Origin of the sequence: Serratia sp. BNK-23 (genome assembly GCF_047456145.1) — a bacterium.
Lineage (GTDB): Bacteria > Pseudomonadota > Gammaproteobacteria > Enterobacterales > Enterobacteriaceae > Serratia > Serratia nematodiphila.
On record NZ_CP179900.1, the window covers coordinates 1793035 to 1810521 of the forward strand.

The following is a 17487-nucleotide window of genomic DNA, read 5'->3' on the forward strand; positions in this document are numbered from 1 at the left end:
CGCGGCTCCTAGACGTCGAAGTCCAACACCACGCCGTCGCCTTTCGGCCACGACTGGCAGCTCAATACGTAGCCCGCCGCCAGCTGATCCGGCTCCAGGCTGTAGTTGACGCCCATCTCCACCTGGCCGGCCTTCAGCCGGCATTTGCAGGTGGCGCACACGCCGCCTTTGCAGGCGTAGGGCAGATCGGCGCCCTGGCGCAGCGCGGCATCGAGAATGCTGTCGTCCTGTTCGCCGACCTCGATATCCAATCGGCGGCCGTCGAGCAGGATCGCCACCCGGGTGGCATTGCGATCGCCGCTGTGGCGCGGGCGGGCGACCAGGCCGCTGGTGTTGAAACGTTCGCTGTGGATGTGGTTGGCCGGTACGCCGGCCTGTTCCAGCACGGTCTGCGCGTCGTCCATCATCGATTCCGGCCCGCAGATGAAGGCGTGGTCATAGTCGCGGAAATCCAGCAGCGCGCCGCCGATCGCCGCCAGGCGTTCACGGTCGATGCGGCCGCTGAGCAGCGGGCTGTCGAGGCTCTCCTGGCTGAATAGGTACAGCGGCTGAAAACGCTGCGGATAGCGGTTTTTCAGATCCGACAGCGCCTCTTTGAACATCATTGAACGGCTGTTGCGGTTGCCGTAGATCAGGGTGAAGCTGCTGCCCGGTTCGAGCTGCAGCGTCGCCTTGATGATCGACAGCATCGGCGTGATGCCGGAGCCGGCGGCGATCGCCAGATAGTTGCCGCGGCGCTCCGCCTGCGGCTGATAGCCGAAGCGCCCCTGCGGCACCATCACTTCCAGCGCATCGCCGACTTTCAGCATGCGGTTGACGAAGCCGGAGAAACGGCCCTGATCAATCGCTTTTACGCCGATCTGCAGCAGGCCTTCCTGCGGCGAACTGCAGATGGAATAGCAACGCCGCAGCTCTTCGCCGTTGACTAGCGCCTTGAGCGTCAGGTGCTGGCCAGGGGTGTAGCGGTATTGGTTTTGCAGCTCTTCGGGTACCCGCAGGGTGATGGCTACGGCGTCCGGCGTTTCGCGCTCGATGGCGGCGACGTTCAGGCGATGAAAGACCGTCATGGTGTCAGCGCTCCTATATGCATTTGAAGTAGTCGAACGGTTCCCGGCAGTCGCAGCAGCGGTACAGCGCTTTACAGGCGGTGGAGCCGAACTCGCTGATCTTCTCGCTGTGGGTGCTGCCGCAGCGCGGGCAGGCGACCGGGCCGTGGGCGTGCGGCCGATCGCAGGTGTGGCCCTGCGGGGGCGCTACGCCGTATTGCCGCAGCCGCTCGCGGGCGTCGGCGTTCATCCAATCGGTGGTCCAGGCCGGGCTGAGGCGAATGTCCACCTGCACCGGGCTGAAGCCGGCGGCCGTCAGCCGCTGCTCGATGGCGTTGAGCAGAAATTCGGTGGCCGGGCAGCCGGAGTAGGTGGGGGTGAAGGTCACGCGCCAGCCGTTGCCGTCGCGCGCCACGTCGCGCACCATGCCCAAATCGGTGATCGACAGCACCGGCAGCTCGGGATCGCTGATCTGTTGCAGACAGTGCCAAATCTGCGGGATTTCAGCGGGTTGCAAACGAGTGACGTTCATCGCGGCCTCCTACCATTGGCCGTTTGGATAGGCGCGTTGCAGGAACTGCATCTCCGCCAGCAGCGGGCCGAGGTGTTCACTGTGTCGGCCTTGTTTGCCGCCGTGACGGAACGCCTGCTCGGCGGGCAGCGTCAATGTCGCCTGGCGCAGTGTCTCTTCCACCTGCGCTTGCCAGGGAGCCTGCAGCTCGCGCGGATCGACGGCGATGCCCTGTTCCGCCAGCTCAAGCTCAAGCGCGTCGGCGTGGAACAGCTCGGCGGTGAAGCGCCACAGGTTATCCAGCGACTGCTGGATCTTGCGGTGGCTGATGTCGTTGCCGTCGCCGAGGCGGATCATCCAGCCGCGGCTGAAGCGCAGGTGGTAATCGGCCTCCTTCAACGACTTGGCAGCGATGGCGGCGATCTGCGCATCGCCGCTGCGGCTCAACGCCTGGTGCAGCTGCACGTGGTAGACGTCGAGCAGGAACTGGCGCACCAACGTGTCGTTGAAACCGCCGTTCGGCTGTTCCGCCAGCAGCAGGTTATGAAACTGGCGTTCGTCGCGCCCGAAGGCCAGGCTGTCTTCGCTGCAGGGCGGCCCGGCCAGTTCGGCGGCGTAGCCCAGGAAGTTGCGCGCCTGGCCGAGCAGATCGAGCCCGATGTTGGCCAACGCCAGATCGATCTCCAGCTCGGGCGCGTGGCCGCACCAGGCGCACAGGCGCTGGGCGAGGATCAGAGGCGTGTCGCCCTGGCGAAGCAAATAGCTGATGCGCGGATCGTTAACCGTCATGGTCGCCTCTACATGTTCTTGATGCCGTCGGGAATGGTGTAAAACGTCGGATGACGGTAGATCTTGTCTTCGGAAGGATCGAAGAACGCGCCGCGATCTTCCGGCTGCGAGGCGATCAGATGGCGCGACTGCACCACCCAAATCGAGCAGCCTTCATTACGGCGCGTGTAGGCGTCGCGGGCGTTTTCCAGCGCCATTTGGTCGTCGGCGGCGTGCAGGCTGCCGACGTGGCGATGCGCCAGCCCTTGTTTGCTGCGGATAAACACTTCATACAGCGGCCATTCAACGTGGCTCATGATCTCGGTTCCTTATGTTGGCTATGCGGCGGAAGCGGCGTTTTTCGCGGCGTGGGCCATGGCGCCGTCGCGCACCCAGGCGCCGTCTTCCCAGGCGCGGCGTTTGGCCTGCAGGCGTTCGTGGTTGCATTGGCCACGCCCTTTGATCACCTCATGCAGCTCGCTCCAGTCGATCTCGCCGAAGCGATAGTGGCCGGCAGCGGCATCCCAGTGCAGATCCGGATCCGGCGCCGTCATGCCCAGCGCTTCCAGCTGCGGTACGGTGTTGTCGACGAACTTCTGCCGCAGCTCATCGTTGCTGTGACGTTTGATTTTCCACGCCATGCTCTGGGCGCTGTGGGGGGAGTCGGCGTCGCTCGGGCCGAACATCATCAGCACCGGCCACCAGAAGCGATCGATGGCGTCCTGCAGCATGGCGCGCTGCGTGTCGCTGCCGTTGGCCATCGCCATCACCGCCTCGTAGCCCTGGCGCTGGTGGAAGCTCTCCTCTTTGCAGATCTTCACCATCGCCCGCGCATAGGGGCCGTAGGACGCGCGGCACAGCGCCACCTGGTTGACGATGGCGGCGCCGTCGACCAGCCAGCCGATCACGCCGATATCCGCCCAGTTGAGCGTGGGGTAATTGAAGATAGAGGAGTATTTCATCTTGCCGTCGAGCATCTTTTGGTAGATGTCCTGGCGCGAACAGCCGAGGGTCTCGGCGGCGCTGTAGAGGTACAGACCGTGGCCGGCCTCATCCTGCACTTTGGCCAGCAGCACCGCCTTGCGGCGCAGCGTGGGGGCACGCGTCAGCCAGTTGGCTTCCGGCAGCATGCCGATGACTTCCGAGTGGGCGTGTTGGCCGATCTGCCGAATCAGGTTCTGACGATAGGCGTCCGGCATCCAGTCTTTAGCCTCAATGGCGATATCCGCCGCGATCTTGTCGTCGAAATGCTGCTGATACTGTGCGTCAGTTGTCATGCTTGCCTCTTGGTGATTCGTATTTTTCACATTAAATATAAAAATGTGAATCACTTTAACTAACCATAAGGCTACAAACTGATAACAAAAAGATCAAACGAGATTTATGTGGTTTTGCGAGCGCACTCACAAGTGTTTTTGTTAATCATTTGATTTTATTTTATAAATATAAAAAGTGACTCCGTATTAATGCCAGGGTAAACGGCTTGAAAGCGCTTCTTGTTCTGTTTTTGTTAAAATTCAGTTTGGCGTCGACTGGCATTTATGTGATACGTAATTAAGCTGTATGGTGAAAATTTATGAATTCCGGAGGGCACATGCAGCAGTTACACAGTTATCTTTCTGGCGCCTGGGTGTACGGGCAGGGAGAGGCGCGCGAGATCCGTCACGCCGTAACCGGCGAAGCGCTGTACCAGGTTTGCTCCGACGGCCTGCCGTTAGCGGCCAGCCTGAGCTATGCCCGCAGCCACGGCGGCCCGGCGCTGGCGCACATGACATTCCAGCAGCGCGCCCAGATGCTGAAAGCGGTGGCGAAACACCTGCTGGCGCATAAAGAGGCGCTGTATCAGATTTCCTATCAAACCGGGGCGACGCGCAGCGACGGCTGGGTCGATATCGAAGGCGGCATCGCCACGCTGTTCGCCTATGCCGGCATGGCCGGCCGCGATCTGCCGGACGATACGCTGTGGCCGGAAGATGAGCTGATCCCGCTGTCGAAGCAGGCGCAGTTCGCCGCCCGCCACGTATTGACCTCGCGCCCCGGCGTGGCGCTGCATATCAACGCCTTCAACTTCCCTTGCTGGGGCATGCTGGAAAAACTGGCGCCGACCTGGCTGGCGGGCATGCCGGCCATCATCAAGCCGGCCACCGCCACCGCGCAGCTGACGCAGGCGATGGTCAGGCTGATCGTCGACAGCGGGCTGGTGCCGGAAGGCGCGCTGCAGTTGGTATGCGGCGGCGTCGGCGACATGTTTGCGCACCTGGATTATCAGGATGCGGTAACGTTCACCGGTTCGGCGCAGACCGGCCAGCGGCTGCGGGCGCATCCGCGCCTGTTGGAAAAATCGATCGCGTTCACCATGGAGGCGGATTCGCTCAACTGCTGCGTGCTGGCGGAAGACGTGACGCCGGAGATGCCGGAATTTGCGCTGTTTATCAAAGAGGTGTGCCGTGAAATGACCGCCAAGGCGGGGCAGAAGTGCACCGCGATCCGCCGCATCATCGTGCCGGCGGCGCAGGTGGCGGCGGTGCGTCAGGCCTTGTTGCAGCGTCTGGCGGGGGTGACGGTGGGCGACCCGCAGCTGGAGCAGGTGCGCATGGGGGCGCTGGTCAGCCACGAGCAGCGTGATGATGTGCAAAGCAAGGTGGAGTTCCTGCTGCGCAACGGCTGCGAACCGCTGTGCGGCGCGTCGTTGGATAAGCTGGAAGTGATGGGCGACGGCGCGCGCGGTGGGGCGTTTTATCCGCCGACCCTGCTGTATTGCGCCGATCCGTTCACCCATCAGGCGGTGCACGGCACTGAGGCCTTCGGCCCGGTGGCGACGCTGATGCCGTATGCGGATACCGAGCAGGCGATCGCGTTGGCGTTGCTGGGGCAGGGCAGCCTGGCGGGATCGCTGGTGACCGCCGATCCGGCAGTGGCCAAGCGCTTTATCCGCGCGGCGGCCTGCGCTCACGGACGTATGCTGATTTTGGATGAGCAGGCGGCGGCGGAATCCACCGGCCACGGCTCGCCGTTGCCGATGCTGGTGCACGGCGGCCCGGGGCGCGCCGGCGGCGGTGAAGAGCTGGGTGGACTGCGCGCGGTGAAGCACTATATGCAGCGCACGGCGATCCAGGGCAGCCCGGCGATGCTGGCGGCCATCGGCGGCGAATGGGTGCGCGGTGCGCCGGTCGCCGAACATCCGGTGCACCCGTTCCGGAAATACTTCGAGCAGCTGCAGCTGGGCGACAGCCTGTTGACCGCGCGCCGCACCGTGACCGAAGCGGATATCGTCAACTTCGCCTGCCTGAGCGGCGACCATTTTTACGCGCACATGGACAAGATCGGCGCCGCCGATTCGCTGTTCGGCGAGCGGGTGGCGCACGGTTACTTTGTGGTGTCCGCTGCGGCCGGGCTGTTTGTCGACGCCGCCGTCGGGCCGGTGATCGCCAACTATGGCATGGAGAATCTGCGCTTTATCGAACCAGTGAAGATCGGCGACACCATTCAGGTGCGGCTGACCTGCAAAAAGAAAATCCGCAAGCCGCAAAAAACCGCCGAAGATCGGCCGCACGGCGTGGTGGTGTGGGATGTTCAGGTGTTGAATCAGGAACAGCAACCGGTGGCGCTCTACAGCATTCTGACGCTGGTGGCGCGCCAGCAAGGGGACTTCGAGGCATAATGCGCGTTTCGCCGCCGCCGGCATCCCGGCGGCGGCGAGCCATTCAGATCAGCGGCTGCCCGCGCAGCTGTTCCAGCACTTTCAGCGGCGAACGCTGCGGATCCTGCATCTTGTTCACCGGCAACAGGAAGGTCTGTTCCAGCATAAACTGGCCGCCCATTGCGGCGTGCGGCGTTTGATCCGAGAAGCAAATCCAGCTGCTGCCCGGTGGGAATTCCAGCGCCAGCTGCGGACCCCGTTGCTGATAATCGCCGTCGGCCTTCATGGCGTCATGCAACTGCAGCATCAGGTGGTCATAATGGCTGCGGCGGGTCTTGGTGATGCGCACCTGATGCTGCAGCCAGCTGCTGAGGGCGGAGTAGCGTGCGAGGCGCGGCATAAAGCGTGCCGCCAGCTCAGGGAACGGCTCGCCGACGCGCCATTGGCGATGCTCGCCGTGCGGGTTGATGTTGGTGAAAATGCGCAGAATGCGTTCGCCGTAGTTCGGGCGCGACGGGAAAGCGTCAACGTGCAGGCGGCTGTCGTCTTTGCGCCAGGAACTGGTCGCCCGCCAGGCGGAAACCGGGTGCAAACGCAGGCTGCCGGTCGGGTGGTGCAGCGCCTCCTGATACTCGGGCAACAGCCCGGCGATCAGCTGGCGGCAAGATTGATAATAGCGCTCCAGCAGTTGCTGAACCTGTTGCCGGCGTTCCGCAACGGCGACGCCGCTCAGTTTGCCGGACAGCGGCTGATAGCTGATGTTTTTGCGCTTCGGATCGACCAACGTCGGATCCAGCAGCGGCATTTCCTGTTCAGACAGGGGGAAGGCCAGTTCGGGCAGAAACAGTACCTTGCCCTGTTCCAGTTCGCTGACCGCGCTGGATGCTTCCGCTGCCGCCCATTGTCGCAACGGCAGCGTCAGGACGGCCTGTTCACGCATAATATCGCCAGTAGGCATGAGATCTCCTCGCAAATCTATATCGCTTTATTCCCGTCTTTCAGGTTGCCGCGTGATTGGCTGCACTGGCTTGCGCAGTGGCTGGCTGGAGCGGCGTCAACAGGCCGCTCAATTGCAACGTGAAATTTGTGGGTTCTATTATGGATGTATCAGCAGGGCGCAGTGCGCCGAAGCGTGCGATGGCTTCCTGATATAGAGAATAGTCCTGATAAGGATATCACCGGCAATACCAATGAAAAGTAAACGAGGGCTAAACGGGGCTGCGCGTAGGCACGAATAATCAAAAATGGCACGAATTGTCTGTGGAAGGGCGATTTTTTATCTTGTTGAATTTTAATGGAAATAAATATTATGCTTATTATTGGCGTTATTTTATTCAGAGCGCAGGGTAACCCGGGAAAATAATGTTGCGGAGAGGAATTATTTCATTTTGGTTGGTAATAAATCGGGCCGCCAAAATTTGGTGGCCCGATTGATGATTAAGCGCCGTAAATGCAATTTTTGCCTTTTTTCTTGGCCTGATACAACGCACTGTCCGCCTCATTGATAAAGCTGATCGGCGTATCGTTATACATATGCGGTACTTTGGCGCAGATACCGATGCTGATGGTGACGATGCCGTGCGGATTACCCTGATGCGGAATTTTCAGATCGCGCACCGCGTTGATGACGCGTTCGGCGAAAATCAGTGCGCCCTGGACGTCGGTATCCGGCAGGATAATTCCCATCTCTTCGCCACCGTAACGCGCCAGAACGTCGTTGCTGCGGCACGCCAACCCTTTGAGCGTTTGGCCGATCTGCTGCAGGCATTGGTCACCGGCGACGTGGCCATAGCTGTCGTTGTACTGTTTGAAATAGTCGATATCCAGCATCAGCAGCGCCACGCTGCGGTAGTTGCGCGAAGCCCGTGCCAGCTCGTTCTTCAGCGCGATATCAAACTGGCGGCGGTTGGCCAGCCCGGTCAGGCCGTCCAGCAGCGCCAACTCTTCGAGCATCTGGTTGATGCTGGTCAGCTGATCGCGGGTGCGCATCAGCTCGGCTTCGGTTTGCATGCTGTGCTTGATTTGCCGCAGCAGCACCATGCCCATCGCCAACAGGATCATCAGCAGCGAGAGGCCGCCGACGGCGAACAGGCCGGCGTCGGTGCGCCAGTCCGCCAACGCGTCGCGTTTCGACAGCCCGGCGGCGATCACCAGCGGAAAGCGGTTGACCCGCGAATAGCCGTAGATGCGCTCTACTTTGTCGTACAGCGAGGTGATGGTGGCGTTACCGAATTCCGAATGCGGCAAAATTTCGCTGAACAGCACACCCTTGGCGATGTTTTTACCGATCGACGCCGCCGAGTAAGGGCGGCGGTAAAGGATGGTGCCGTCCGCCAGCAGCAGGTTCAGTGAGGCGTCGGTGTTGAGGGCGAAGCTATCGTAAAACTGGCGGAAATAATCGATGTACAGCGTCGCCAGCACCACGCCGCCAAAGCTGCCGTCCGGGTTGTTGAAACGCCGCGAAACGGGAATGATCAGATCGCCGGTGGTGCGGCTGCGGATCACCTTGCCGATGTACAGGCCGCCGTCGTCGCGGTTTTGATGGTATATGAAGTACTCGCGATCGGCGTTGTTGGCGTTCTTGATGAACTTGCCCGAGGAGGTCGCCAGCCAGCGGCCGCGCGCATCGTAGAGAAACAGCCCATGCAGCTGCGGCAGGTTGCCGACCTGGGTTTGCATCACCCGCTGCAGCCGGGTCAATTGCGATGGCCCCAGTCCGTCGTTCTGGAGACGTTCGGTCAGATCGAGCAGATTGCCGTCCACCTGCATGAAAGTATCGTCGGCATGCTGCGCCAGCGAGCGGGCGAGGTTGGCGGATTCATGCTCGGCGCTGCGCAGATCGCGCTGGTGTGCGTTCCAGATTTGCCAGCTGTTAAAGAGGATCAGAGTGGCGGCAACGATGATGACAAACACGCCGGCCTGAAATAATAATGGGGAGCTTTTAACGCTGCGCGCCGGCACGGCATCCTGTATGGGTTGCTGCTGAGTCATGTCACCCTTGTTGTTTGATTACTATTCAGTTTGAGTTAAGAGCAATCTTATATTTTATGCATAAATGCGCCAGACCTCTAGCCTTTAACGAGGCGATAAGGCGAAAGGTCGATCGCTGCCCGCATCAGCGGCGGTGTGAACACCTCGGAGTGAAAGAGCCATGTCTGATTACATCATTATCGCTTTACTGACGCTGGCGGTGTATTACCCCCTTACGCTGGGAACGCTGGCGGTGATGATGTACTTCGCCTGGCGCCGCCGCCGGTCGCCCTATTGGCGGTTGGGATTGGTGCTGTTGGCGCTGCTGTTCGTGCTGTTCGCCAAGGCGGCGTATGACTGGCACCGCTATGGCTAGCGGCGCCATGCGGGGTTATTCGACGTTGATCATCCAGTTGACGCCGAATTTGTCGGTCAGCATGCCAAAACCTTTGGCCCAGAAGGTGGCTTGGTAAGGCATCGTCACCTGGCCGCCCTGCGCCAGATTGTCGAACAGTTTGCGTCCTTGTTCCGCATCGCTGGGGTTCAGCGACAGCGAGAAACCTTTGTGAGAAGCACCGCCGCTGTCATCCTGCGGACAGCCGTCGGAGGCCATCAGCACGCCTTCGCCGATCAGCAGGCGCGCATGCATGATCGCTTCCGGATTGACGTCCTGCGATCCGCCTTGCCGGGCTTCTTCGGGCATGTCTTTAAAGCGCATGACCATTTCAACTTTGGCATTCAACTGCTGTACGTAGAAGTTAATCGCTTGCTCACAGTTACCGCTGAAAAACAGATAGGGTTGTACCAGCATGACATTGACCTCGATTATGGCCCGACAGGCAACGACCGACTCTCGGGCGGACGAAATGATTGCTGGCGGCAATAATTGCCGTCGGTGACTTACTAGTGTAGTTCCCCTGGCGCAGAATGCTTGTGCGAGGTGAGCGCGCCTTCGCCGGCGGTGTGACGGGCAAAGGCGCGTGGGGTCAATACAGCGACGGTTCGCCGGGTGGGCGGGTTTTAAAGCGGCGGTGCAGCCACATGTATTGGTCGGGGGCCAGCAGCACCTGTTCTTCCACCACGCGGTTCATCTTGGCCGCCGCGCGCGTTTCATCATCCAGCGGGAAGTCCGTCAACGGCGGCTGCACGATCAGCTCATAGCCCTGAGCATTTGGCAGGCGGCGCGGCACGAAAGGCACGATCGACGGCCGCCCCATGCGCGCCAGGATAAAGGTGCCGGTGGTCGTGGCGGCATTTTCCACGGCGAAGAACGGTGTGAATACGCTACTTTGCGCCCCATAATCGTGATCCGGCGCATACCACAGGATTTCGCCCTGTTTCAGGTTGCGGATCATGCCTTTGATATCTTTACGATCGATCATGAATTTATTCGAGCGCAGCCGGCCGCGGGTCTGTACCCATTCCATCAGCTTGTTGTTGTGCGGGCGATGCACACCGATGCCGGGGTTTTGCATGCCGAAAATGCGCGCGCCCAGTTCCAGCGTCAGGAAATGCAGACCGATCAGCAGAACGCCTTTGCCGTCCTGACGCGCCAGCCGCATGTTTTCCATGCCGCTCACCTTGAACCAGCGGGCGATGCGCCAGTCGGGCCAGAACCAGGCCATGCCGACTTCGAACAGGCCCATGCCGACGGACTCAAAATTTTTGACGATCAGCGCCTCGCGCTCGGCGGTGGGCATTGCGGGGAAACAGAGTTCTAAATTGCGGCGCGCTATTTTTACCCGGCGTTTCATTAAGCGCATGGCTATTCTGCCAAGGCCGTGTCCGAGCCGATAAATGAGCGGGTAGGGCAGTAATACCAAGAGATAGAGTATTCCCAGTCCTATCCACAACAACCAATAACGAGGGCGCAAGAATTCGCGCTCAAAGCGTTGGTTATAAAGCATTTTTTCTGTCATTCCTTTTCTTTGCCAATGGGACCTTAACCCAAATTGTCATGAGGAAGATGATAGAATATTTTGTGCTAAACAGAATTTTCCATTAATGCTTTTTTTACGCTTTATTTAAACGCAGGCGAAAAACGAAGCGAAATAGGATTTTTACCGAGGGAGGAGGGGATGTTTTCCGCTATTTCAATCGGCTGGCGAAATTGAAAAATAAAGACACAATTAAGCGCATCGCAAAAGTGACAACGGCTATGTAACCTTAATGAAACAGTAACGCTACGGAACCGTCCCAAGCGGCGGCCAGTGCGTACAGTAGCGCGAGGATCAGGACAAAAGGTGCATTGAACATCGGCGTTTCCTCCCGGAGGATATGTTTAAAGTTTAGCCTTGCAAGATGACAGCGGGATGAAATCAGATCGTTTTTTGTATGGTGAAATTCAGACGGACGGAAATAGGTAAACCGCTGATTTTTTACTATAGTCATAGTGTGAAGTTGTGCGTTTGCCGCCGGAAGCCTCCGCATTGAGCGGCAGCGGGCAGATTGCCCAGAGCAAGATCGCGGAGCGGACGGCGCCTGGCGCGAAACATGTGACGAAATTCTCAGAGGGTTGGTCTGTAAGGATTTGACATGTCATATGAAAATGACGATCTAAACGGTGTTGAGCAACCGAGCGACTACGTGAAAACCACCGCCTGCGAAGTGAGCAGCGGTGTAAAAGCAGCGCTCGAGCAATCATGTGCCTGCCTCAAGGATAACCCTTGGGCGGGGATAGGCGCCGGCGCCGTCGTGGGCCTGGTAATAGGATTTCTGTTAGGCAAAAGGTAATAGGGAGAGTAAAGATGGGCATCATTTCCTGGATCATTTTTGGTTTAATCGCCGGTATCCTGGCCAAGTGGATTATGCCGGGCAAAGACGGCGGCGGCTTTATTGTGACCGTTATATTGGGGATCGTGGGCGCCGTCGTCGGCGGCTATATCAGCACCTTCTTCGGTATGGGCCGCGTTGACGGTTTTAACCTGGGCAGCTTTGTGGTGGCGGTCATCGGTGCCCTGGTGGTGCTTTTTGTCTACAGGAAGATCAAAGGCTAAGCAGCCGTTGCTCAACAGGGTCGCCGCGGCGGCCCTTTTTCGTGAAATCAATCCGGCGGTGCGGCGCGGGCCGTACCCGCTGAAAGGGGAATATCATGGGTCTGTTCGATAGCGTATTGGGTAACATTCTGGGCGGCGGCGCCAACGGTGGTAAAGGTATCGACTACATCGCCATTATGCAGTGGGTCGAGCAACAAGGCGGCCTGCAGGCCATTTTGGACAAGTTCCGTCAGGGGCAGTTCGGCGATATCGTCGGTTCCTGGCTCGGCAATGGCGAAAATCAGCCGATTACCGGCGACCATGTGCAGCAGGCGTTGGGTAGCGACGCCATCAACCAACTGGCTGAAAAGCTGGGCATCGATCCTGCACAGGCGTCCAGCACCATTGCACAGTTCTTGCCAACGGTCGCGGATGCCGCCTCACCAAACGGTGAAGTGCAGCAAGACAGCAACGAGCTGGGCGATATGGTCGGTAAACTGTTCAAATAATGATTAGGCTCCCGGCGTCTGGCCGGGAGCATTCACTCCGCTAATTCCCTCGATCGCCGTCAACGCCTGCTGCAGATGCGCCACCCAGGCGCGCACTTTCTCCGGAATAAAACGTAAAGCGGGATAGACCGCGTGCAGCGCCATGGGCGGGTAGCGGTATTCCGGCAAAACGGGCACCAGCGCCCCCGTCGCCAGCTGCTGGGCGATTAAAGGCCGTTGGGCGCCGCCGATACCGGCTCCAGCCTCAATGGCGGCCAGCAGCGATAGCGTATTGTTGGCGCGGAACGTGGGCCGCAGAGCGACCATCTCGGGGCCGTGCGGCCCGAACAGAGTGAGCGTATCGCCGTCGTTCAAACCGCTGTAACGAATGTGCGCATGTTTAGCCAGCTCCGCCGGCGAACGTGGAGCGCCATACTTGGCCAGGTAGGCCGGTGACGCCACCAGCAGGCGTTGCAGCTCGCCCAAACGTTTAGCCACCATGCCGGGCGCATGCAGTTCACCGAAACGCAGCGCCATGTCGATGCCTTCGCCGATCACGTCGGCGCGACGATCGTCCAGCAGCAGCTCGATGGCGAGGTTCGGATGACGTTGCTGGAAAGCGATGGCCAGCGGCGTGACGTGCAACTGCCCGAACCCGGTCGGGGCATGAATGCGCAGATTGCCCTGTAGCTGGTGGTGCTGGCCGTGCAGCGCTTCTTCCGCTTCGTCGACCGCCGCCAGAATCGGTTTGAGGCGCTGATAATAACTGCTGCCGGCATCGGTCAGGGTGACCGCCCGGGTGCTGCGAAACAGCAGTTGTGCCCCCAGTTGCTGCTCCAGACCGGCGATTTGCTGACTGACCGCCGGCTGCGTCAAACGCAGATCGCGAGCGGCGGCCGAGAGGCTGCCCAGCTCCGCCACCCGCATAAAGGTTTTCATTGCGTTCAGCTTATCCATGTCGATCTTGCCTATAGATTTTTCTTATAAGTGTTAGTGGAAGGTCTCTTCTACCGCAAGTATTACTAATCAATGACACTCAGGGTATCGACAACCTGAGGAGTGGCAAGATGGATACAAAGCGACAGGCATTGGTGATCGGCGCCAATGGCGTGATTGGGCGCCGATTGATTGAGGAGCTGACCGGTCAGGGCTGGCAAGTGGTGGGCGTCTCGCGCCGGGGGGACAATCGGCGCCGGGGGGGCGCCACCTTCAGGTTGATCTGCTGGATGCGGCGGCGACGCGCGACGCGCTGCGGCCGCTGAGCGCGATTAGTCACGTTTTCTATGCCGCCTATCAGGATGCGCCGGACTGGGCGGGGCTGGTGGCGCCGAACCTGCAGATGTTGCAACACGTTGTCGAAGGGCTGGAGCCGATCGCGCCGGCGTTGGAGCACATCAGTTTGATGCAGGGTTATAAGGTGTATGGCGCGCATTTGGGGCCGTTTAAAACGCCGGCGCGCGAAAGCGATGCCGGGCATATGCCGCCGGAGTTTAACGTGGCGCAGCAGCAGTATCTGGCGCAGCGGCAGGCCGGCAAACGCTGGCGTTGGAGCGCCATCCGTCCAAGCGTGGTGGGGGGCTTCTCCCTCGGCAACCCGATGAATCTGGCGTTAAGCATCGCGGTTTACGCGTCGATCAGCAAAGCGCTCGGGCTGCCGTTGCGCTTCCCGGGTAAACCGGGCGCTTACCACAGCCTGCTGGAAATGACCGACGCCGGGCTGTTGGCGCGCGCCACGCTGTGGGCGGCGACCGAACCTGCGGCGGCCAATCAGGCGTTTAATATCAACAACGGCGATCTGTTTCGCTGGAGCGAGATGTGGCCGAAAATCGCCGCTTACTTTGGGCTGGAATGCGCGCCGCCGCTGCCGATGTCGCTGGAGATCATGATGACGGACAAAGCGTCGCTGTGGCGGGAGCTGGCGCAGCGGCACCAATTGGCCGAACCGGACTATCGCGCGGTGGCCGGCTGGCGTTTCGCCGATTTCGTCTTTTCCTGGGACTATGACATGTTCGCGGATGGCAGCAAGGCGCGGCGCTTCGGTTTCCACCAGTTTGTCGAAACCGAAGTCATGTTTTTCTCACTGTTCGATGAGTTCCGCCGCCGCGGCATCATTCCCTGAACGTGGCATTGGTTTCCCCGCAGCACCGGCCGCGGGGAATGGGCTCAGAACGTCAGCATGATCTTGCCGATGTGCTCGCTGGACTCCATCAGCGTATGCGCGGCGGCGGCTTGCTCAAGCGGGAAGGTTTTAAAAATTTGCGGTTTCAGCACGCCACGCTCCAGCAGCGGCCAAACCTTTTCGCGCAGATCGGCGGCAATCTGCGCTTTGTCCGCCACGCTGCGCGAGCGTAGCGTCGACCCGGTATGGGTCAGACGTTTCAACAGCAGCGGCATCAGATTGAGCTCTTTCACCACGCCGTTTTGCGTGCCGATTTGCACGATGCGGCCTTCCATCGCTGCGGCCTGATAGTTTTTGGCGACATAATCGCCGGCGATCAGGTCGACGATGACGTCGGCGCCTTTACCGTTGGTGGCGTCTTTGGTGCGTGCGACAAAGTCTTCGCTGCGGTAATTAATCGCCACGTCGGCGCCCAGCGCCAGGCTGGCCTGACGTTTCTCTTCGGAGCCGACGGTGGTGATCACCTGGGCGCAGAAGGCCTTCGCCAGCATGGTGGCGACCGTGCCGATACCGGAGGTGCCGCCATGGATCAACACGGTTTCGCCGGCTTTGAGATGACCGCGCTGGAACACGTTGACCCAGACGGTAAAGAAGGTTTCCGGCAGCGCGGCGGCCTCGGTCAGGCTCAGCCCCGCCGGCACCGGCAACGCATTGCTTTCATGCACGGTGCAGTATTCCGCATAGCCACCGCCGGCGATAAGGGCGCAAACCCGATCGCCGAGCGCGAAGTGGGTCACGCCTTCACCGATGGCCACCACTTCGCCGGCAATTTCCAGGCCGGGGATATCCGAGGCGCCTGGCGGCGGCGCATAGTTCCCCTGGCGCTGTAGCACGTCGGGGCGGTTAACGCCGGCGGCGGCGATTTTCACCAGCAGTTCGCCCGCTTGCGGAGCGGGCACCGGGCGTTCGGTAACGACCAGAACGTCGGGAGCGCCCGGTTCGCTGATTTCAATCGCTTTCATCGTGCCGGGCAGCGCTGCATTTGTTGACATGGTTACTCTCCTCATCGTGGCGGACGTGGTTATCAGGCGAAACGTCCGCAATAAAGTCTGCTGTTAGCTTAGCGAAATCGAATGAGGCGCGCGTGGTTGAATAGAGCGGTTTTGCGAGGAAGAGGCGAAGCCGCCGCGATGGGCGGCAGGGCATTAATCGTTAGGCGGGATGCGGAACCCTTTTAACGAGACGATGAAGTGTTCTTTTCCTTTGGAGATTTTGGCGCCTTTATCGCACCACAGGCTGGCAAGCTGGAAGAAGTCGTCGCTGCCGATATCGTAAGCCAGTTCGATTTTCTTGGCGGTGCCGGCGCGGATGAGTTTTTCTGCTTCCTGATGGTTTGCAGCTTTAATTATGGTCATGGGCGAAATCCTTGGTGTTAAGCCAGAGCGGATAAACGCGAATCATCATATGGCCATAATGTGACAATTTTGTGATGAAAGCATGACAGCCCGCGAAGGCGCGGCGCGCGATGTGCCGGGCCTTCGCGGTGAAAGCGCGTTGTCGGTTACCGATCGTGCGGGCGGACGAGTGTGCTTTTTTTCTGAGATTTTAAATGCTTGTAGAGGGCGAAGCCCGCAATGCCGGCCAAGACGGCCAGGAGGGCAAGGGATCCTGTGGCCATGAACGTTACCTCCGAATAAGAATGGCAAGGAGGCGTATTTGTGACATTCATCACTTTGTGGGGCAATGAGAGCAATCTGTAATCGGAAGACGCTTTGAGGGATAGGCAAAAAAAAAGCGCCTATAGGGAGGCGCATAAAGATTTGCAACACAGCTTGTTGTGTTCAACACCAGGAGGAGTGGTGAACTGAGGCATATTCTATGCAGCGGCAAAGGAGGCTGATATAGGCATTACTCCGAAAGCGCCACTACCACTCATACCCCAACTGAATGTTGTAATCGGGATCCTTATTGGTGGAATAGGGATCAGACTGGCGGCGGCGATCGGTTTTCTTCACCGGGCCTTCATACGCGGGATAAGGTTTGGCGCGCGGTTTGCTGCAGCCAGGATGATCGCACTCAATATCGACGCGAAAACCGCTTTTATCTCTCGCCTCTGTCCAGGCAATCGGCGGTTTTCCCGTTTTGGGGGCCGGCCCTGAGGGGGCAGGCGGCTTGGGCGCGGGAATCATGCTGGGGTCGGGGGCTTGATAATTGAGCTCCAGTGCACTCTGCGGAGCGCTGTAAGCGGCAAAGGCCAGCAGGGCGGCGGCACTGACAGCCGGTAATGTAAGCCATCTCGGCATGGTGAATCTCCCTGAATGATTTCGTCAGGCAACTATAAAACAGCAGAACGAGAATTACTATCATTTGCCTTGGGCGTTACGGGCGAGCCAGGCGGCGGCCCTATCGGCAGACAGGGTCAAATCCTGTGCGTTTAGCCGAGATTAGCGTCCCATCGCGGCGAAAAAGGTTGCTATTGCCGCTCGCTCATGAGTTAATGATGTCGGCCTGTGGTACAGACCTATTTATGCACGACATTTTGAGTAAAGTAGTTCAAATTTAAAGCGTTATCCCGGATAGCCCTTCTCTGACGAATTTCCTTTCCAGTGCCTCCATAAGTAACTGATGACCGGCTACCTCGCCCATGGCGGCTTACATTTATTATTGAAGGAAATTAGACATGTCTAACATGATCAAAGGTCAAGTGAAGTGGTTCAACGAAGCTAAAGGTTTTGGTTTCATCACCCCAGCAGACGGCAGCAAAGACGTATTCGTACACTTCTCTGCTATCCAGGATCAAGGCTTCAAGACCCTGGCTGAAGGCCAGAACGTACAGTTCTCTATCGAGAACGGTGCGAAAGGTCCATCTGCGGCTAACGTTACCGCTATCTAATTGGCGTTTCCCGCTGATTGAAAAGAACCCGCTGCGGCGGGTTTTTTTATGCCTGCAATTTGGCAGCGCGCAAAAAA

The 17487-nt window shown here is 59.3% G+C and carries 19 protein-coding genes and 1 pseudogene; 7 read left to right on the top strand and 13 right to left on the bottom strand.

The window, feature by feature from the left end; all coding sequences use genetic code 11:
- Nucleotides 1-8 precede the first annotated feature (8 nt).
- Genes paaE through paaA form a run of 5 tightly spaced genes read right to left on the bottom strand, consistent with a single transcriptional unit; the run spans nucleotide 9 to nucleotide 3602 of the window.
- A complete protein-coding gene (paaE, locus tag ACMGF9_RS08405; protein WP_015378351.1) occupies nucleotides 9-1067 on the bottom strand; it encodes a 1,2-phenylacetyl-CoA epoxidase subunit PaaE in 1059 nt (352 codons plus the stop codon).
- Nucleotides 1068-1080: 13 nt separating this feature from the next.
- Nucleotides 1081-1578 carry a 1,2-phenylacetyl-CoA epoxidase subunit PaaD gene (gene paaD, locus ACMGF9_RS08410; RefSeq protein WP_015378350.1) on the bottom strand — a complete coding sequence of 166 codons (498 nt, stop codon included), beginning with the start codon at nucleotides 1576-1578 and terminating at the stop codon, nucleotides 1081-1083.
- Nucleotides 1579-1587: 9 nt separating this feature from the next.
- Nucleotides 1588-2346, bottom strand: a complete 759-nt coding sequence (gene paaC, locus ACMGF9_RS08415) for a 1,2-phenylacetyl-CoA epoxidase subunit PaaC (RefSeq protein WP_015378349.1) — start codon at nucleotides 2344-2346, stop codon at nucleotides 1588-1590.
- Between the two features lie 8 nt (nucleotides 2347-2354).
- Nucleotides 2355-2642 (bottom strand): 1,2-phenylacetyl-CoA epoxidase subunit PaaB, encoded by a 288-nt coding sequence (paaB, locus tag ACMGF9_RS08420; protein ID WP_004935173.1) that lies wholly within the window; start codon nucleotides 2640-2642, stop codon nucleotides 2355-2357.
- A 21-nt stretch (nucleotides 2643-2663) separates the two neighbouring features.
- Nucleotides 2664-3602, bottom strand: coding sequence for a 1,2-phenylacetyl-CoA epoxidase subunit PaaA (paaA, locus tag ACMGF9_RS08425; protein ID WP_015378348.1), 939 nt, complete (start codon nucleotides 3600-3602; stop codon nucleotides 2664-2666).
- A gap of 317 nt (nucleotides 3603-3919) precedes the next feature.
- Here paaA and paaZ point away from each other — a divergent pair, with 317 nt between their 5' ends.
- A complete protein-coding gene (gene paaZ, locus ACMGF9_RS08430; protein ID WP_015378347.1) occupies nucleotides 3920-5986 on the top strand; it encodes a phenylacetic acid degradation bifunctional protein PaaZ in 2067 nt (688 codons plus the stop codon).
- Nucleotides 5987-6029: 43 nt separating this feature from the next.
- Here the strand turns inward: paaZ and ACMGF9_RS08435 are convergent, their stop codons facing one another.
- Together ACMGF9_RS08435 and ACMGF9_RS08440 are read right to left on the bottom strand one after the other, a co-directional pair.
- Nucleotides 6030-6923, bottom strand: coding sequence for a Kdo hydroxylase family protein (locus ACMGF9_RS08435; protein ID WP_015378346.1), 894 nt, complete (start codon nucleotides 6921-6923; stop codon nucleotides 6030-6032).
- A gap of 479 nt (nucleotides 6924-7402) precedes the next feature.
- Complete coding sequence (locus ACMGF9_RS08440; RefSeq protein WP_015378345.1) at nucleotides 7403-8956, bottom strand: sensor domain-containing diguanylate cyclase; 1554 nt, start codon at nucleotides 8954-8956, stop codon at nucleotides 7403-7405.
- A gap of 160 nt (nucleotides 8957-9116) precedes the next feature.
- Between ACMGF9_RS08440 and ACMGF9_RS08445 the strand changes: the two genes are divergently transcribed.
- Nucleotides 9117-9311: a hypothetical protein gene (locus tag ACMGF9_RS08445; protein WP_015378344.1), complete on the top strand. Its 195-nt coding sequence runs from the start codon at nucleotides 9117-9119 to the stop codon at nucleotides 9309-9311.
- A 15-nt stretch (nucleotides 9312-9326) separates the two neighbouring features.
- On the opposite strand, the gene yjdN is transcribed toward ACMGF9_RS08445, so the two are convergent.
- Nucleotides 9327-9746 carry a VOC family metalloprotein YjdN gene (yjdN, locus tag ACMGF9_RS08450; protein WP_021505787.1) on the bottom strand — a complete coding sequence of 140 codons (420 nt, stop codon included), beginning with the start codon at nucleotides 9744-9746 and terminating at the stop codon, nucleotides 9327-9329.
- A gap of 175 nt (nucleotides 9747-9921) precedes the next feature.
- Nucleotides 9922-10842 (bottom strand): Kdo(2)-lipid IV(A) acyltransferase, encoded by a 921-nt coding sequence (locus tag ACMGF9_RS08455; RefSeq protein WP_172574795.1) that lies wholly within the window; start codon nucleotides 10840-10842, stop codon nucleotides 9922-9924.
- Between the two features lie 628 nt (nucleotides 10843-11470).
- Between ACMGF9_RS08455 and ACMGF9_RS08460 the strand changes: the two genes are divergently transcribed.
- The 3 genes from ACMGF9_RS08460 (at nucleotide 11471) to ACMGF9_RS08470 (ending at nucleotide 12419) form a co-directional block, all read left to right on the top strand.
- A complete protein-coding gene (locus ACMGF9_RS08460; RefSeq protein ID WP_004935148.1) occupies nucleotides 11471-11668 on the top strand; it encodes a glycine zipper domain-containing protein in 198 nt (65 codons plus the stop codon).
- Nucleotides 11669-11682: 14 nt separating this feature from the next.
- On the top strand, nucleotides 11683-11931 hold the full coding sequence (locus ACMGF9_RS08465; RefSeq protein WP_004935146.1) for a GlsB/YeaQ/YmgE family stress response membrane protein: 249 nt from the start codon (nucleotides 11683-11685) through the stop codon (nucleotides 11929-11931).
- Nucleotides 11932-12026: 95 nt separating this feature from the next.
- Nucleotides 12027-12419, top strand: a complete 393-nt coding sequence (locus tag ACMGF9_RS08470; RefSeq protein ID WP_004935144.1) for a YidB family protein — start codon at nucleotides 12027-12029, stop codon at nucleotides 12417-12419.
- A 3-nt stretch (nucleotides 12420-12422) separates the two neighbouring features.
- On the opposite strand, the gene ACMGF9_RS08475 is transcribed toward ACMGF9_RS08470, so the two are convergent.
- Complete coding sequence (locus tag ACMGF9_RS08475; protein WP_021505785.1) at nucleotides 12423-13355, bottom strand: LysR family transcriptional regulator; 933 nt, start codon at nucleotides 13353-13355, stop codon at nucleotides 12423-12425.
- Nucleotides 13356-13465: 110 nt separating this feature from the next.
- Between ACMGF9_RS08475 and ACMGF9_RS08480 the strand changes: the two are divergent.
- Nucleotides 13466-14517, top strand: a pseudogene (locus tag ACMGF9_RS08480) (SDR family oxidoreductase).
- Between the two features lie 44 nt (nucleotides 14518-14561).
- On the opposite strand, the gene ACMGF9_RS08485 reads toward ACMGF9_RS08480, so the two are convergent.
- The 3 genes from ACMGF9_RS08485 to ACMGF9_RS08495 all read right to left on the bottom strand — a co-directional run bounded on the left by ACMGF9_RS08485 (nucleotide 14562) and on the right by ACMGF9_RS08495 (nucleotide 16820).
- Complete coding sequence (locus tag ACMGF9_RS08485) at nucleotides 14562-15569, bottom strand: NAD(P)H-quinone oxidoreductase (protein WP_015378338.1); 1008 nt, start codon at nucleotides 15567-15569, stop codon at nucleotides 14562-14564.
- A gap of 153 nt (nucleotides 15570-15722) precedes the next feature.
- Nucleotides 15723-15932 carry a hypothetical protein gene (locus ACMGF9_RS08490; RefSeq protein ID WP_004935132.1) on the bottom strand — a complete coding sequence of 70 codons (210 nt, stop codon included), beginning with the start codon at nucleotides 15930-15932 and terminating at the stop codon, nucleotides 15723-15725.
- Between the two features lie 510 nt (nucleotides 15933-16442).
- Nucleotides 16443-16820 carry a hypothetical protein gene (locus ACMGF9_RS08495; protein WP_015378337.1) on the bottom strand — a complete coding sequence of 126 codons (378 nt, stop codon included), beginning with the start codon at nucleotides 16818-16820 and terminating at the stop codon, nucleotides 16443-16445.
- 377 nt (nucleotides 16821-17197) lie between these two features.
- Between ACMGF9_RS08495 and cspE the strand changes: the two genes are divergently transcribed.
- The gene (gene cspE / locus ACMGF9_RS08500) at nucleotides 17198-17410 is read left to right on the top strand and encodes a transcription antiterminator/RNA stability regulator CspE (protein WP_004935122.1); all 213 of its coding nucleotides are present in this window, start codon (nucleotides 17198-17200) and stop codon (nucleotides 17408-17410) included.
- The last annotated feature ends 77 nt before the right edge of the window (nucleotides 17411-17487 follow it).